Here is a 14,767-nt window from a genome sequence, read left to right as displayed (position 1 = left end):
ACACCTCGGTCTGCCCGAGCCCGTGTCGGACGGCGGGGAGGCAGCCGATCTGGCGCACAGCCTTGAGACGGCCTGATGGCGGCCTGTTCGACAAGTTCGCTGCCGGCGATCCCGCGTACGATGGGCCCTGCTGAGATGCCGCAGACCCTCCAACCGAGGCACCCCGAGACCCCATTTAGGGGTATGCCGGATCAGCCGGATCGACCTCGTGCCCTCCTCATGACCCTTGCTCGTAATGTTCGCGCAGCGCGGCTGCGTTTCGGTCTGCCGGTCGAGGATCTTGCCTATCTCGCCGATGTCGAGGTTGCCGTCGTCGAGGCGATCGAGCGGGGCGAGGGTGGCTCGACGGACGTCAGCGCGCTCGAGCGGCTGGCTTGGGCGCTCGGCGTCACCCTGTCGGACCTCGTCGGGACCGGTTCGTAACCGGCGGAACCGCAACGCGCCTGGTCTTCGAGATGCGCGGTCGTCCTGCCTTCGTCAGGGTCCGGCCAAGGGTGAGCGGTCGTACTGGGCGAGCAGGTCGGCCGGGTCGTCGTAGACCGCGATGCAGCCGGCCTGCCTCAGCTCCTCCGCCGACCAGCCGCCGCTCAGCACCCCGATGGTCCGGATGCCGGCCCTGCTGGCAGCCTCGGCATCATAGGGGGTGTCGCCGACCACGACGGCGTCTCCGGCCGCGATCCCGCTGAGCCGCTTCAGGGCGGCCTCGAAGATGTCCGGGTGGGGCTTGCTGTGCGCGGCATCGTCCGCGGAGGTCTCGGTGCCGATCAGATCCTCGATATGCGCAATCGTCTTGTAGGTCTGAAGTTCGTCCTCCTTGGCGGACGAGGCCAGGGCCAGCTGCTTGCCGTCGGCCAGCAGGCGCTCGATGAGCGCGCGGCTCCCCGCGAGGCTCCGGATGGTCGGCAGGTAGCGCTCCTTGAGGATCCCCGAGCGGTGCGTCTCCAGCGCTTGGCCCTTCTCCTTCAGCTCGTCCTCGGACAGGAAGACCGGCAGAAGCTGATCGCCGCCCTTGCCGATCTGCCGTCGGATGTCCTCGAACGGGATGTCATGGCCGAAGTCGCGGAAGGCGTCCTGCCAGGCTTTGGCGTGCTGAGGGACGGAATCGATCAGGGTTCCGTCCACGTCGAAGATCACGGCTTTGGGCATCAACACGCCTTTCTTCGTCGGGAAAGCGGCGGGTCGAGGCCCAAGTTCCAGTTCGATGCGGCGTCTTGGTCAGGAGGGGCGAGGGCGCCCGACAAGGGAGTTGGACCAACAGTCCTGGCCGCCCCGGCAAGGACCGCCGAGGATGGAGCGTCGGACGGTCAGACGCTCAGTTGAACCTGCATCCTCGGCAGGGGCGCACGGCGCTCGAGGCCGAATTCCTGCAGGGGCACGACTTGGACGGCCTCGTCCCTGCGCGCGATCACGACGCTGTTGTCCGGCACCGCGATCCAATTCGCATGCTCCCGGTCGAGCGGCTCCGAGACGACGACGACGCCCTCGTCCGAGGCGCGGTAATACATGCTGTTGGCCGCATCGTTGGCGGCGTAGCGGAAGGCGTAGAGGTCCCGGCCATCGGCCAGCGCGGCCGTGAAGCGGAAGGGATGCCCGTCGTCGATGCCGCCGACGAGATCGGTGAGCGCGGCAAGTGTGCGGACTGTCGCGTCGATCGGGTCGCGGCGGGGCCCTGGCCCGAGCAGACCGGCACCGAGGATCGCGAGGAAGATGGCCTCCGAATCCGTGGTGCCGGCGCGCGAGGGATAAAGCTCGTTGGGGATCAGCGCCTCGATCTGCCGGCGCAGGCGCGTCCAGTCCCCGATGTAGCCGTTATGCATGAACAGCCAGGTTCCGCAGGCGAAGGGATGACAGTTCTGCCGCGTGATCGGGGTGCCGGTCGCGGCCCGCACATGGGCGAAGAACAGGTGCGAGAGCAGGTGGCGGCAGAGATAGCGCAGGTTCTCGTCCGACCAGGCCGGCCGGATCTCGCGGTAGAGCCCCGGCTCGGGATGATCGCCGTACCAGCCCAGGCCGAAGCCGTCGCCGTTCGTGGCGGCGGTGGATTCCAGGGCGTGGATGCTCTGTGAGACGAGCGAGTGGGTGGGCTCGGTGACGTAATGTTCCAGCGCGGTCGTGTAGCCACGATACGCGATCCAACGGCACATGAACCACCTCTCCCAAATTCATTCCGGTCCGGACTCGATCCTGACGATGGGAGTGGGCCAGATTGAGGGCGAGCCGGCACGCCACCTCGGAGGATGGATCGATCGCCCGACGCGCGTCAGCCGTTCACGGTGTTCTCGGCGATCCAGTCCGCCACCGCGAGAAGCGCCGCGTCGGGCCCGGCCTCCCGCTCCCGCGCCTGGAAGATCGCGAGCTGGGCATCCGCCGACGTCCCCTCCGCGACGATGGTTCGGCAATGCGCGACCTCGGCGCTGCAGCCGAGGGCCTCGGCGTCCTCCGCCGTCAGCGCGAGGACCTGCTCCACGAGTTCGCCTACTGGGACGGCACCCTCCCGGCTCACGAAGGTGCCGTGCACGCCGTAGCGCTGCGCGCGCCACTTGTTCTCCTGGGCGATGGCGCGCGAGACCGCGTCCAGTTCCCCGTTGTGCCCCGGGTTCAGGTCGAGATGCCGCGCGAGCACGCGGTAGAGCGCCGCGATCGCGATCGTGTCGTCGAGGCGGGTGCAGCAATCGGGCGCCCGCAATTCCAGCGTGGGATATTTCGGCGAGGGCCGGATCATCCACCAGACGTAGCTCGCATCCTTCATCACGCCCGAGGCGACCAGCGCAGCCACGTAGGCGTCGAACGCCTCCGTCGTCGGGAACAGCTCCGGGATGCCCGTGCGTGGCAGCTCGTCGTAGGCCGCGAGCCGATAGCCCCGCAGCCCCGTCGCCCGTCCCTGCCAGAACGGCGACGAGGTCGAGAGCGCCAGGAACAGCGGCAGGTACGGGATCATCCGACACATCACGCTGACGCGCCGGGCGGGATCGGGGAGCTCCACATGGACGTGCATGCCGCACAGCATGTTGCGCGCGCCGATCATCTGGAGATCGTCCATGATCGCGCTGTAGCGCTGGTGCTCGCTTTGCGCGGCATCCCTCCACCGGGCCGTGGGATGGGTGCCGCAGGCCAGCACCGCGAGGTCGTGCTCGGAGGCGAGCGTTGCGAGCGTACGGCGGATGTATTGCAACTCGGCGCGAGCCTCGCCCATGCTGGCGTAGGGCGGCGTTGCTGCCTCGACCTGCGTCTGCAGGAACTCGCGGTCGACACGGCCCTCGGTGGCGGCCTTCGCGTTGGCGAAGAGGACGTCGGGCGTCGTGCAGGCGGCATGCTTCGTCCGGCTGTCCGAGAGGAAGTACTCCTCCTCGATGCCGATGGAATAGGCGTCCTTGGCGCGCGTCTCCGACGAGGCCAGACCGGCGAGCAGCCGCTCGAACAGCCACTGCTTGGGGCCGAAGCCCCTCAGGACTTCCGGATCATACTCCATGGGATTGCAGCCAGCACTCGAGGAGGGCGACCTGCCAGAGCTTGGAATGCCCCTTCGGCGTCAGGGTCCCGTCCGGGTCCGCGAGCAGGCGGTCGACGTAAGCGCGGTTGAACAGGCCGCGATCCCTGGCCGCCGGCGCGTCCAGCACCCCGCGCACGAAATCGAGGTAGGGGCCGCGGATGTGCTTGAGGGCGGGGACGGGAAAGTAGCCCTTCGGCCGGTCGATCACGTCCCGCGGCAGGACTTTGCGCGCGGCTTCCTTGAGGATGTACTTCCCGCCGTCACGGACCTTCAGCTCCGCCGGGATTCGGGCCGCGAGCTCGACGAGGTCGTGGTCGAGAAACGGCACCCGTGCCTCCAGCCCGAAGGCCATCGTCATGTTGTCGACGCGCTTGACGGGGTCGTCCACCAGCATGACCTGCGTGTCGAGGAGCAGGGTCTTGTCGATCGCCTCCACGTCCCCGGCTCCAGCGAAGAAGTCGGCGATGAAGTCCCGGCTGTAATCCTCGCCGATGAGCTCGGAGCGTAGCGTCTCGCGCATCTCCGCGTGGTCGCGGTCGAAGTAGACGCTGGCATAATCCGCGACGGGATCCTTCGAGCCCATCATCTTCGGGTACCAATGGTAGCCCGCGAAGACCTCGTCGGCGCCCTGGCCGCTCTGGACCACCTTCACGTGCTTCGAGACCTCCTGGGAGAGGAGATAGAAGCCGACCGCGTCGTGGCTCATCTGCGGCTCGGCCATCGCGGCGATCGTGGCGGGCAGGGCCTCGAGGGTCCGCGACGCGTCCACCGCGATCTTGACGTGGTCGGTCGCGTATTCCCGGGCGATGATGTCCGAATACTTGAACTCGTCGCCCTCGATGCCGTTCACCGCGTCGAAGCCGACCGAGAAGGTCTTCAGCCCGGTCTGCCCCTTGCGGGCGAGGAGGGCTACGAGGAGCGAGCTGTCGAGGCCGCCGGAGAGGAGGACGCCCGTCGGCACGTCGGCCACCTGGCGGCGCTCGACGGCCGTGGCCAAGGCGTCGAGGACGGCCTGGCGCCAGTCCGATTCCGTGACGTTCCGGTCCTCGGGGCGCGGACCCATCTGAACGGTCCAGTAGCGCGTCTCCTTGCGCGAGCCGTCGGGCTCGATGATCAAGATCGTCGCCGGGGCGAGCTTGCGCACCCCGCGGATGATCGTGCGCGGCGCGGGCACCACCGCGTGAAAGCTCATGTAGTTGTGCAGGCCGATCGGATCGATCGTCGTGTCGATGTCGCCGGCCGCCAGCAGCGCCGGCAGCGTCGAGGCGAAGCGGAACTTGCCGCGGGGCTCGGCGAAGTAGAGCGGCTTGATGCCTAGCCGGTCGCGCGCCAGGACCACGCGGCCGCTGTCGCGCTCGCAGATCGCGAAGGCAAACATCCCGTAGAAGCGCTCGACGCAGCGCGGCCCCCAAGCGTGATAGGCCTTGAGGACGACCTCCGTGTCGCCGGTGGAGAAGAAGCGGTAACCCTTGGCGACGAGCTCGTCGCGCAGGTCGCGGAAATTGTAGATGCAGCCGTTGAAGACGATGGCGAGGCCGAGCTCCGGGTCCAGCATCGGCTGCTGGGAGGCCTCGGAGAGATCGAGGATCTTCAACCGGCGGTGGCCGAACGCGACGCGTCCTTGGGCGAAGACGCCCGCTCCGTCCGGGCCTCGGTCGTTGAGTTTCTCCGCCATCGCCTGGGCGGCGACGGAATCAGCCGGCCCGTCGAAGCTAATCTCGCCGCATACGCCGCACATTGATGATCCCTACGTCCTCTTGATCTTGATCTTGCGATGGCCAGCCGCGGTGCCCGAAGACGTCGTCGCGGGACCCGGCCGATGCTCTGCGAACGGAACTGCCGTCCCGCCCGGACAGACCGCCGACACAACCCAATACTGCCTAATACGGCCGAGAATGGCCGCGGTTCCTGCTGGGTCCGACGGTCGCCTGCTCATTTTGTCGACACGGCGGAGTTGCGCGAGACGGGACGAAACCCGCCCTCAAGAGGCTGGTCTTGGCCGAGGCGCAAGGCGCGGCGGGTGCCGGACCAACGGCGTCGATGACCCAGGAATGAGGTCGCGTGAACCTGAACCGCGTGCAGACGCGTTGTCGGCCATGCCGTCCGACGCCACGATCCGAAACGCAGTGCTGAAGGCAGGATGGGCTGCGCGCTGCGAGGCCGCCGACATCGCGCTTGGCCTCACGCTGGCCCGCGCGAAGGACCGGCCGGGCGTGCGAGCCCTCGGCACCCTGGGCGAGGTCGGCGGGTGGAGGGCGCTTCTCGCCTTGTCGGCCGGGACGCTGGTGTGGGGGCTCGCCGCTCGGGACCGGCGCTTGGCCGACGCGGGGAGACGCATGCTGGGGGCAGGCGTACTGGCGAGCCTCACGAAGATGACGGCCAAGCGGCTCGTCCACCGCACGAGGCCGAACGTCCTCATGGACGAAGGCTTCTACGTGAAGGGCTGGCTCGGTCCCAACGCAGGGCCCTGGCAATCCTTCCCCTCCGGCCACTCGGCCTTGAGTGTCGCGGTCGCCCGCGCCGTAGGCCGTGCCTATCCGGAGGTTCGGTTCCCCGCCTACGGGGGAGCGGCGGCCGTCGCGTTCATCCAGGTCCTGCGCGGAGCCCACTTCCCGTCCGATGTCATCGTCGGCGCCGCGATCGGCATCGCGGCGGAAGCCGCAGCCGAGGCGCTGGCGGCTGCACCCACCCCCTGATCGCTGCCAGGTCCTGCCTACTGGAGATGTGGGTGGTGATCGGCATGGTGGATCGGCAACCCGACGAGGCCGACATCCGCGGCAGGCTCGGCCTCACCCGGCACGTATCCCGTCTCGGGCTGACGGCCGGCCCTGTTGCCCCCACCGAACACGAGGTTGCCGTCGGCATCGACGGAGGCGGGCAGGGACCCGCCCTGGCGCCCCGCACCGCCGTGATCCGCGTGCGCTTGCTCCCGCGCGTTGGCGTTCTGAGCCGAGGTCGTCGGCGACGTGCCGGCTTCCCCCCGTCCCGCCGGATCGTCCGCCCCCGACACCGAACGGGCATTTGGCGGGCCGGCTGCGTTGCCGCCGCCGCGACCCGTGTGCTCCTCATCTCCGCCGGGCACGGACCTGTCCGATTGAGGATGGCCATCGAGAGCCGCCGCGCTTCGGTCTTGCGGCGACCCGTTCTCTGAGGCCGTCGCCGCTGCACGCTGCGCGTCGCGGGTACCGGAGCCTGGATTGTCGGCGGCTGGGTCCGTGTGAGCGCCGTTCGCCCCCTGATGCCCCGTGCCTTGGGGCGAGACCGCGTGTTCATGGTCCTGATCTGCTGCGCGCGCTTCCCGATCCTGGGCCTCGCCGCCACGCGCGTCCGCCGCCGCGTTGCGCGGGGCCGGGAGGTCGACCGGCGTCATCTCCAACGCTTCCGAGCCCCGACCGTTCGCGCCTTGTCCGTTCGAGCCGTGCGGCGGTCCATCGGCGGCCTGAGCGACCTCCGCGCCCCCGCGGTTCGAACCGCCCCCACCATGGTCCGCCCCTCGCGCATCGCCGGCGTGAGCCTCGGCTTGGATGCCACGGGGTGCGCCCGGGTTATCCGATTGCCCCTCGCTACCTGCCTCGGATCGAGCCCCCGGATTGTCCGGCTCGGGACCGCCCGCCCCAGCGCCGTTCGCTTCCCGGTGTCCTCCGCCCCCGGAGGTCGTCGCCTGTCCGTTGCCGCCGTCCGCACGGGCGTCCCGGCCCTGGACTTCGGCGATGCCGGGTTCGCCGTCTGCGTTGCGCGATGCCGCGGGATCGGGTGACGGCGCCGCATCGGCCGCCCTCGCTCCCTGATCATTCGCAGCTTGCCCGTTCGAGCCGCGCGGCGGCGCATCGGCGGATTGATCGATCCTTCCGCTTCCACGGCTGGACTCGTCCTGGCTGGGGTCTCCCGCCTGCACGTCGACGGCCCGAGCCTCGGCTTGCGTCGCCGATCTCCCGGTGTCGGAGCCTGGCTCGGCGGGTTCGTTCGCAGAACCGCCGTTCGATCCCTGGTCCTGCCTGGCTTGGGTGACTTCGGCGGGTTCGCTCCCTCGATCCGCGCTTGCCTCGCGGGCCCGAGCCTCGCCGGTACCCGCCTCGACACCCGCGCCGCGCGACCTCGAAGCTTCCGGCGGCCCGGAATCCCGGTCGCTCGCAGCTTGCCCATTGGAGCCGTGCGTTCCGTGATCGGCCTCGCCGACGTTCTCGCGCCCGCGGTTCGGACCGCTCTCGTCTCCGTCCTTCCCCTTCTCATCCCTGTCGCGAGCCTCGGTCCGGACGCCGTGGGACGGACCCGAGGGATCGGTCGAATGATGCTCGCCACCTGACTCCGATCGGCGGCCACTCGCGGCCTGCCTGTCGGCCTCTTCGCGCTCCTGACGGTCGGCGCGCTCGATCGAGCGCGGCACACGCTCGTCGTCGGACCGAGCAGCAGGGTTGGACGTGGCGCCCCGGGCGTGCGCGGACTGAACGGTGGAGGACGGACCATCCTGATGACCTTGGTGGTTCGAGCGATCCTGCGACAGGTCCGTCGATCGCGCGCCCTCCTCGGTTGCCTGCTGCGAGGCAGCCGAGCCTGACGAAGCCTTCTCGACGCCACCAGCCGCGGGGGTTGGGCTGGCAGCGTCGGGGGCGGCCTCGCCCTCGACGGAGCGGGCATTCAGCAGGTGCGGCTCCGGCGCGGCGCGCAGGTTTGCGAACACGGGGTGAGGTGGCGCCGCTCCCTCCGAGACCGCGTCGGGTCTGACGGGCTGGCTCGTCTGCGAGGGTGCCGAGCCCGCCACCGACGGATTGCGATGGAAGCCGTCCCTCTCGGGAGCGACGGCCGCCTCGCGCTGGAGGAGCGACGCCCCTGGCCGGCCGGAGCCGCCTCCGGCATCGATGGACTGCGCCCCGTCGTCCAGGCCGGCGTGCTCCGCGGCGCCGCGCGCTTGCGCCATGAAGAGCGAGGCGGCGTCCGCGCCGTGCTCGAGCGGGTCGGCCGCGAAGCTCTCGGCGGCAAAGAGCATGGCCGATAGGATGAGGGCTTCGACGAGCTTGCGATGATCCTCCGGCTCCCGGGACTGTCCCGGTGCTTCGGCCTTCGCCGGAGGCGCCGCCTTCTCGGCGCTCTCGCGATGGCCTGCGCCTCGCAACGGGCCCGGGCCGGCGTCGGACGCTGGCTCGACGCCTTCCAGTTCGTGCGCGGCCGCGTCGCCGGACGAGAGGGCGAGGGCTGCGGCCGCGACGATCGCCGCCAGCAGCGCGGCGGGATGAACCACGAGCTTGGTGCCGGCGTCCGGCCGCGGGATGGGCAGGAGCGAGGGATACTGCTCGGCGATCTGGTTGAGGAGCGCGCGGAAGTCGGGGCCGCGCATCGCGTGATCGAGGGCGTCGGAGGCGACCACGTAGCTGCCGTCGATCCGGGCGAAATGCATGATCGCTTCGCCGTCGGGCTCGCAGAAGACGAACCAGGGGTCCGCCTCGTCGCTCAGGCCCTGCTCGCTGGTGATCCGCAGCCCGGCACGGATCAGCGCCGCCTCGACGCGGTAGAACTCGGCGAGCTCCTGTTGCGACCAGTTCCCCTGCGTCGTCGGGGCGGGCCGGAAGAATGAGATCACCGCACCCATGTCGATCCCGCTCCCCTCGATCGCGCTGCTGCTGCCGGTCTAGCGTTCATGGAAGGCGCGTCCCATCGCGTCGAAGAAGGGCCTGACGAGGTAATCCAGCGCCGTCCGCTCGCCGGCCGACACGACGATCTCGGCGGGAAGTCCGGCCATCAAGCGGGGCCTGACCTCGCCGGGAACCTGGTCGTCGTGGATCTCGACGATGCCCGCGAAGTAGGCCTGCTTCGTGGTGTCGTCGATCAGGCGATCGCGCGAGACGGTCTTCAGGGTGCCGAAGATCGTGGGCGTCCGGCGCGCCTGGAAGCTCGGAAACTTGATCTCCGCCCGCATCCCCGCATGGATGGCCTCGAGGTCGTTCGGGGAGAACTGGACGCTGATGACGAGCCGATCGCTCGTCGGGACGAGCTCCATGAGCGGCTCGCCCGAGCGGATCACCTGTCCGATCGTGTAGACCTTGAGGCCCTGGACCACGCCGCGATGCGAGGCGCGCACCTCGTGCCTCTGGAGCACGTCCTGGGCGACGAGGAGCTTCTCGCGGAGTTCCGAGATCTTCTGGCGCGTGTCCAGGAGCTGGGCCGTATTGGCCTCCTGGAGCTTCTGCTTGAGCTGCGCGACCTGCAGCCCGGCCTCGCCGATCGCGTTCTGTGCCTTGGCGGTCTCCGCCACGGAGCGCCCGATCACGCCCTGCAGCCGCATACGCTCGCGCTCCATCAGGAGGACGCGGGAGAGGGGGATGAGATTCTTCTCGCGCAGCGCGCGCAGGCCCTCGAGCTCCTGGTTGATGAAGCCGACCTGCTCCTCGACGGAGGATCGCTCGACCGCGAGGCCCGACATCTCGGTGTTCAGCTGCGTCACGCGGGCATTGATCAGGTTCAGCTGCGCCTGAACGGAGGCTTGGCGCTCGGTGAGGTGCATCACCTGATCGCCGATCATGCGGGCGATCGCATCCTCTCCCTGGCGCCGGATGATCTCCGGGGGCAGATCGAGGTCGCGTGCCTGGTTCTGCTCGGCCCTGAGCCGCGCCTCGAGGATCAGGGCGGCGTCGAGCTGGTTCCCCAGCACGTCGGCGGCGGCGCGCGACTGGAGCGGGTCGATGCGCAGGAGGACGTCGCCCTCCTGAACGCTCTGGCCGTCCCGCACCAGGACCTCGCGGACCATGCCGCCCTCGAAATGCTGAACCACCTTCCGGCTGCCTTCCGCGGTGATGACGCCCGGGCTGATCACGGCGCGATCGAGGCGCACCGTGGCCGCCCAGACGCCCATCACGCCGAAGGTCGCCAGGATCAGGGCGTAGCCGGCCACCGCATAGGGGCGCCAACTCGTCGGAGCGGCCGCACCCCGCGCCTCGGCCGCCGAGCGACCTGGGAGCTCGGGGAGCCGAGGCAGCGCAGGGCTGATCGAGGGGAGGGCCATCGCTCAGCCCGCCGCTCGGTGGATGTCGGCAAGCCGGCGGCCCGCAGCGCTGCCGGGCTGCGCGGGCGGCACGAGGGAGGGCACGGGCCGCAGGCCGGCGACCTCCTCGAGCACCTGCGCCGCCGGACCAAAGGTCTGGACGGTGCCATCGGCCATCACGAGAACCTGATCGGCCCCGGTCAGGAGGCTCACCTTGTGGGTGACGATCAGCACCGTCGTCCCCTGCCGCTTCAGTTCCGCCACGGCGCTGACGAGGGCGGCCTCGCCGGCCTGGTCGAGGCTCGCATTCGGCTCGTCGAGCACGACGAGGCTCGGGCCGCCGTAGAGCGCCCGGGCGAGGGCGATGCGCTGGCGCTGCCCCCCGGACAGGACGTGCCCCCCCGCGCCGATCCCGGTGTTGTACCCGTCCGGAAGCGCCTGGATCAGGGCGTGGCACCCGGCCATCTGCGCCGCTGCGATGATCGCGGCCTCATCCTGGACGGCGAAACGCGCGATGTTCTGCGCCACCGTGCCGTCGAACAATTCGACGTCCTGCGGCAGGTACCCCACGGCGCCCCCCAGCACCTGCGGGTCCCAGTGCTCCAGATCCGAGCCGTCGACCCGGACGCTGCCGCCGGCACGCGGCAGGACGCCCGTGATCGCCTTCACGAGCGTCGACTTACCGGCCGCGCTCGGACCGATGATCCCGACGACGCTGCCCGGCTCCACCGCGAAGCTGACGTCGCTCAGGATGAGTCGCGACGTGCCCGGGGCGGCCACCGACAGCGACTCCACCGCGATCCGGCCCTGCGGCCGAGGCAGCGCCATGCGCTCGGGCTCCTGCCCCTCCGCCTCGACGAGGCGCGCGAGGCGGCCGTAGCTGGCGCGCGCGGCGGTGAAGCCCTTCCAGTTCGCCACGACGAGCTCGATCGGTGCGAGCGCCCGTCCGATGATGATCGAGGCGGCGATCATCGATCCCGCCGAGATCTCGCGATGGATGGCCAGGTAGGCGCCGACCCCCAGGACCACCATCTGCAGGAACATGCGCACGAACTTCGTCGCGGCGACGATGATCCCGGCCCGGTCGCTGGCATGGGCCTGGAACAGCAGCGCCTCGTCGTGGCGGGAGCGCCAGAGGCTCCGCACGGCGGCGAGCATGCCCATGGCGCGAAGCACGTCGGCGTTGCGGAACATGGCCCGCGCCTGCTGGGCGGCGGTGCCGGCGGCCTGGCTCGCCGCGTCGATCGAACGGCGCGTGGCAAGCTCGTTCAGGAGCGTGAGCGCCAGGATCACCGCCCCGCCGATCAGCCCGATCCACCCGAACCAAGGATGGAGGATGAAGCAGGCGACGAGGAAGATCGGGGTCCAGGGCGCGTCGAAGAAGGCGAGGATGCCGCTGCTCGTGAGGAACTCGCGCAGCACGTCCACGTCCCGCAGGGCCGTCTCCTGTCCGCCGCCCGGCTTCCGCAGCGTGCCGCGATGCGCCGCATCGAAGATGGGACCGGCGATCCGCTGATCGAAGATGATCCCGCCACGAACCAGAATGCGCGAGCGGAGCATCTCCAGCGCGGCGTAGACGACGAGTGCAAAAGCCGCGATCACCGTGATGCCGAGCAGTGTTCCCTCGTTTCGGCTCAAGAGAACGCGGTCGTAGATCTGAAGCATGTACAATGGGCTGACGAACAGCAGCACATTAATGAAGAACCCGAAGACGAACGCGGTCAGGAAGACAGGTTTCAGGGCCCGCAGCCCGTCGCTCAACACGGATGGGGAACAATCGTCACGCATCCGGCTTACTCACCAAGACCGGTCGGAGGGCGGAGCCTTTCGGATCGTAGCAGGTCCCGCCGATGGCCCTGGGCGCATGCGCCCGAGCGCAGCGTTCGCTTCGGCCGGGACGACGGGCGATTGACCGCCATACGCATCGATTCGCCTGCTCCCGTCCCATCGGCACCAACTTGGCTTAACCGCCAAGACCGCGCGAAGTTGCCTCGCCCGTGCATCCGGATTCGCGGCGAGATCGCACTGGACTCCTCCCGCTCGACAAGCCTATATACTTATTACTGTATAGGCCGGCATTCTGCGGCTCAAGGTTGGAAGAAGGCAGCGGCCGCCGTGTATGCTCATCATCAACGCCTGGCATCGGAAGAGGTGCAGGAGCTGCGCCGCGAGGGCGGCCGGTACCTGAAGGAGTTGCGGGAGGCGCGCGGGCTCTCGCAGCGCCAGCTCGCGAACCTCGTGGGTGCCGAGTACTACACCTTCATCTCCCAGCTCGAGACGGGACGCGGCCGCATCCCCCCGGATCGCTACGGCGCTTGGGCGCAGGCGCTCCATGTCGAGGTTCGGCCCTTCGTCAAGACGCTGATGCGGTTCTACGACCCGCTGACCCACGAGATCCTGTTCGGAACCGGAACCGAGGGCTGATCCGCGTCGAGGTGAGACCCTCGTCCGGGCGCGGGGTCATGCCGCCTGCGCCCTTGATGCCTGTACAGTGAGTTTATAACATCGCATCGCTGTACGGGACGCCAGGACGTCTCCCACCCACGGACGCAGAGCACGCGCGCGATGTCATCGCACCTCCGAAACGGAGAGCTGCCACGCGACCGGAACGTCTCCAGGAACAGGATCGGGGGCGCCCGCCAAGCTCTACAGGGCGGCGCCCTTCGCGACCATCTCCGAGCCCCCTTGAGGGCCCATTACGCGTCCGCCGTCGATGAGAGCCTGCCACAACGGTTCGTCGCCCTTATCGCAGCGTTCGAAGATCGCGTGACCACGCAGGGCGGGGGCGACGCCCTTGCGTTCCGGGGAGCTTTGCTCGCGGTGCTTCCCGCCCTGCGCCGCTTCGCCCGATCCATCGACGCCGATCTCCACCGGGCGGACGATCTGGTCCAGGATGCGGTGCTCAAGGCGCTGCAGCGCCAGCATCGCTTCCAGCAGGGTGCCGACCTCAGGGCCTGGGTCATCACGCTCCTTCGCAACCAAGCCTCCCAGGATCGCCACAAGGCCAAGCATGAGACCGACGATCCCGACGGAAAGGCCGCGGGGCAGCTCGTGTCCCCCACCCGATCAATTCGATCGTGTTGCGCTCCAAGACGTCTGGAGATCGCTCGCGCAACTTCCCTCTCGACAGAGGGACGCGCTCATTCTCGTGGGCGCGAGTGGCATGAGTTATGGAGAGGCCGCCGCAATCCTCGGCTGCGAGACCGGAACCGTGAAGAGCCGCGTCAGCCGGGCGCGAGCCTTTCTCTCGGACACGATCGGCGTCATGCACCGGGATTCCCGGTCGAGCGCATGACGGCTGGCGCACCCGATTTGACCCTCGCCCCAAGCGCCGCGTGTCCCAAGCTGCGCGAGGCGCAGCTTCGTCTTGAAGGGTTCCAAAGTGCGCTATATGGTATTCACTGTATAACCGAGGCTGAGGCCTCACGTGTGGTGAGTGGGAGGGTGCGATGACGCTGAGTGTGTGTGATGAGACCGTCCTGGATCGCCTGGCCCCGTCGCCCCTCGCCGTGATGTCGCCCGAGGTCAGGCCCGCTCTCCCGGCAGCCTCCCGCGATCACCTCGGGCGTGAGCTCCTGGCCTTCTACGCCGCGCGTCTGAGCGACGAGCTGCCGAAGCAGTTGGTGGATCTCGTCGCTCGGCTCGAAGCGCGCCTGCCGGAGGAGGGGCATGACGCCGCCTTCCGCAACGACCTCGTTGCGGCGCTTCCCGGGCTCCGGGCCTTCGCGTTGTCCCTGGCGCTCAACCCGAGCCGGGCCGACGACCTGGTGCAGGAGACGCTCCTGAAGGCCTGGGCGAACCAGAACCACTTCGCGCCGGGTTCGAACCTGATGGCTTGGCTCTGCACCATCCTGCGCAACCAGTTCTACACCGATTGCCGCAAGCGGAAGCGCGAGGTCGAGGACGCGGATGGCATCGCCGCGGGCCAGATGACCGTGCAGCCCGCGCAGGAGCACGGGATCGAGCTGAAGCAGGTCTGGAGCCTGCTCGGCAAGCTGCCGGCGGTTCAGCGCGAGGCCTTGCTGCTCGTCGCGGCCCAGGGGCTGACCTACGAGGCCGCCGCCGACCTCGTGGGCTGTCAGGTCGGCACGGTCAAAAGTCGCGTGAGCCGCGCCCGCGCGATGCTGGCCGGATCGTTGGGGATCCCGGCTCGGCGGGTCTCCGCGTGAGCGAACCGCCAGGGGAAGCAACGGCGCTCGGACGGCGTCCGAACCCTGCCCGTGAGGGAAGCGGCAGCTTCGTGCGCAATGGGACGCAGCGAACAGACGCCTGATCGGCCGTCTGCCTTGGCTCGGGCCGGCACG

Annotated in this window: 12 protein-coding genes and 1 pseudogene; 6 read left to right on the top strand and 7 right to left on the bottom strand. The window is 69.3% G+C overall.

Annotation, left to right across the window (positions count from 1 at the left end; all coding sequences use genetic code 11):
• Positions 1 to 219 precede the first annotated feature (219 nt).
• Positions 220 to 423: a helix-turn-helix domain-containing protein gene (locus MFF55_RS13430; protein WP_238244600.1), complete on the top strand. Its 204-nt coding sequence runs from the start codon at positions 220 to 222 to the stop codon at positions 421 to 423.
• A gap of 54 nt (positions 424 to 477) precedes the next feature.
• Here MFF55_RS13430 and MFF55_RS13425 read toward each other — a convergent pair whose 3' ends face one another.
• The 4 genes from MFF55_RS13425 to MFF55_RS13410 all read right to left on the bottom strand — a co-directional run bounded on the left by MFF55_RS13425 (position 478) and on the right by MFF55_RS13410 (position 5,228).
• On the bottom strand, positions 478 to 1,146 hold the full coding sequence (locus tag MFF55_RS13425) for an HAD family hydrolase (RefSeq protein WP_238244607.1): 669 nt from the start codon (positions 1,144 to 1,146) through the stop codon (positions 478 to 480).
• Between the two features lie 158 nt (positions 1,147 to 1,304).
• Complete coding sequence (locus MFF55_RS13420) at positions 1,305 to 2,144, bottom strand: class II glutamine amidotransferase (protein WP_238244599.1); 840 nt, start codon at positions 2,142 to 2,144, stop codon at positions 1,305 to 1,307.
• 116 nt (positions 2,145 to 2,260) lie between these two features.
• Positions 2,261 to 3,469, bottom strand: a complete 1,209-nt coding sequence (locus MFF55_RS13415) for a carboxylate-amine ligase (protein ID WP_238244598.1) — start codon at positions 3,467 to 3,469, stop codon at positions 2,261 to 2,263.
• The gene (locus tag MFF55_RS13410; protein WP_238244597.1) at positions 3,459 to 5,228 is read right to left on the bottom strand and encodes an N-acetylglutaminylglutamine amidotransferase; all 1,770 of its coding nucleotides are present in this window, start codon (positions 5,226 to 5,228) and stop codon (positions 3,459 to 3,461) included. Before MFF55_RS13410 ends, MFF55_RS13415 begins: the two co-directional genes overlap by 11 nt.
• 358 nt (positions 5,229 to 5,586) lie before the next feature.
• Between MFF55_RS13410 and MFF55_RS13405 the strand changes: the two genes are divergently transcribed.
• A complete protein-coding gene (locus tag MFF55_RS13405) occupies positions 5,587 to 6,186 on the top strand; it encodes a phosphatase PAP2 family protein (RefSeq protein WP_238244596.1) in 600 nt (199 codons plus the stop codon).
• 17 nt (positions 6,187 to 6,203) lie between these two features.
• On the opposite strand, the gene MFF55_RS13400 is transcribed toward MFF55_RS13405, so the two are convergent.
• The 3 genes from MFF55_RS13400 to MFF55_RS13390 are packed head-to-tail and all read right to left on the bottom strand — an operon-like array spanning position 6,204 to position 12,251.
• Positions 6,204 to 9,074 (bottom strand): hypothetical protein, encoded by a 2,871-nt coding sequence (locus MFF55_RS13400; RefSeq protein ID WP_238244595.1) that lies wholly within the window; start codon positions 9,072 to 9,074, stop codon positions 6,204 to 6,206.
• A 39-nt stretch (positions 9,075 to 9,113) separates the two neighbouring features.
• Positions 9,114 to 10,484: an HlyD family type I secretion periplasmic adaptor subunit gene (locus MFF55_RS13395; RefSeq protein WP_238244594.1), complete on the bottom strand. Its 1,371-nt coding sequence runs from the start codon at positions 10,482 to 10,484 to the stop codon at positions 9,114 to 9,116.
• A gap of 3 nt (positions 10,485 to 10,487) precedes the next feature.
• The gene (locus MFF55_RS13390) at positions 10,488 to 12,251 is read right to left on the bottom strand and encodes a type I secretion system permease/ATPase (RefSeq protein ID WP_238244593.1); all 1,764 of its coding nucleotides are present in this window, start codon (positions 12,249 to 12,251) and stop codon (positions 10,488 to 10,490) included.
• 327 nt (positions 12,252 to 12,578) lie between these two features.
• On the opposite strand from MFF55_RS13390, the gene MFF55_RS13385 reads away from it, so the two are divergent.
• The 4 genes and pseudogenes from MFF55_RS13385 to MFF55_RS13375 all read left to right on the top strand — a co-directional run bounded on the left by MFF55_RS13385 (position 12,579) and on the right by MFF55_RS13375 (position 14,632).
• Positions 12,579 to 12,887 (top strand): helix-turn-helix domain-containing protein, encoded by a 309-nt coding sequence (locus MFF55_RS13385; protein ID WP_238244592.1) that lies wholly within the window; start codon positions 12,579 to 12,581, stop codon positions 12,885 to 12,887.
• 141 nt (positions 12,888 to 13,028) lie between these two features.
• Positions 13,029 to 13,406 (top strand): annotated as a pseudogene (locus MFF55_RS27155) (sigma factor); the annotation flags it as partial.
• The gene (locus MFF55_RS27150; protein WP_373874804.1) at positions 13,357 to 13,758 is read left to right on the top strand and encodes a sigma factor-like helix-turn-helix DNA-binding protein; all 402 of its coding nucleotides are present in this window, start codon (positions 13,357 to 13,359) and stop codon (positions 13,756 to 13,758) included. The pseudogene MFF55_RS27155 and the gene MFF55_RS27150, both read left to right, overlap by 50 nt.
• Positions 13,759 to 13,975: 217 nt before the next feature.
• Positions 13,976 to 14,632: a sigma-70 family RNA polymerase sigma factor gene (locus MFF55_RS13375; protein ID WP_238244606.1), complete on the top strand. Its 657-nt coding sequence runs from the start codon at positions 13,976 to 13,978 to the stop codon at positions 14,630 to 14,632.
• Positions 14,633 to 14,767: the final 135 nt, after the last annotated feature.

This window comes from Methylobacterium iners (assembly GCF_022179305.1).
Lineage (GTDB): Bacteria > Pseudomonadota > Alphaproteobacteria > Rhizobiales > Beijerinckiaceae > Methylobacterium > Methylobacterium iners.
This window is presented reverse-complemented; position numbering and strand designations above follow the sequence as displayed.

What these genes read in the sequence shown, in the direction of transcription:
- MFF55_RS13430 (WP_238244600.1), top strand. Translation starts at nt 220, where the DNA reads ATGACCCTTGCTCGTAATGTTCGCGCAGCGCGGCTGCGTTTCGGTCTG.
- MFF55_RS13425 (WP_238244607.1), bottom strand. Translation starts at nt 1,146, where the DNA reads ATGCCCAAAGCCGTGATCTTCGACGTGGACGGAACCCTGATCGATTCC.
- MFF55_RS13420 (WP_238244599.1), bottom strand. Translation starts at nt 2,144, where the DNA reads ATGTGCCGTTGGATCGCGTATCGTGGCTACACGACCGCGCTGGAACAT.
- MFF55_RS13415 (WP_238244598.1), bottom strand. Translation starts at nt 3,469, where the DNA reads ATGGAGTATGATCCGGAAGTCCTGAGGGGCTTCGGCCCCAAGCAGTGG.
- MFF55_RS13410 (WP_238244597.1), bottom strand. Translation starts at nt 5,228, where the DNA reads ATGTGCGGCGTATGCGGCGAGATTAGCTTCGACGGGCCGGCTGATTCC.
- MFF55_RS13405 (WP_238244596.1), top strand. Translation starts at nt 5,587, where the DNA reads ATGCCGTCCGACGCCACGATCCGAAACGCAGTGCTGAAGGCAGGATGG.
- MFF55_RS13400 (WP_238244595.1), bottom strand. Translation starts at nt 9,074, where the DNA reads ATGGGTGCGGTGATCTCATTCTTCCGGCCCGCCCCGACGACGCAGGGG.
- MFF55_RS13395 (WP_238244594.1), bottom strand. Translation starts at nt 10,484, where the DNA reads ATGGCCCTCCCCTCGATCAGCCCTGCGCTGCCTCGGCTCCCCGAGCTC.
- MFF55_RS13390 (WP_238244593.1), bottom strand. Translation starts at nt 12,251, where the DNA reads ATGCGTGACGATTGTTCCCCATCCGTGTTGAGCGACGGGCTGCGGGCC.
- MFF55_RS27150 (WP_373874804.1), top strand. Translation starts at nt 13,357, where the DNA reads ATGCGGTGCTCAAGGCGCTGCAGCGCCAGCATCGCTTCCAGCAGGGTG.
- MFF55_RS13375 (WP_238244606.1), top strand. Translation starts at nt 13,976, where the DNA reads ATGTCGCCCGAGGTCAGGCCCGCTCTCCCGGCAGCCTCCCGCGATCAC.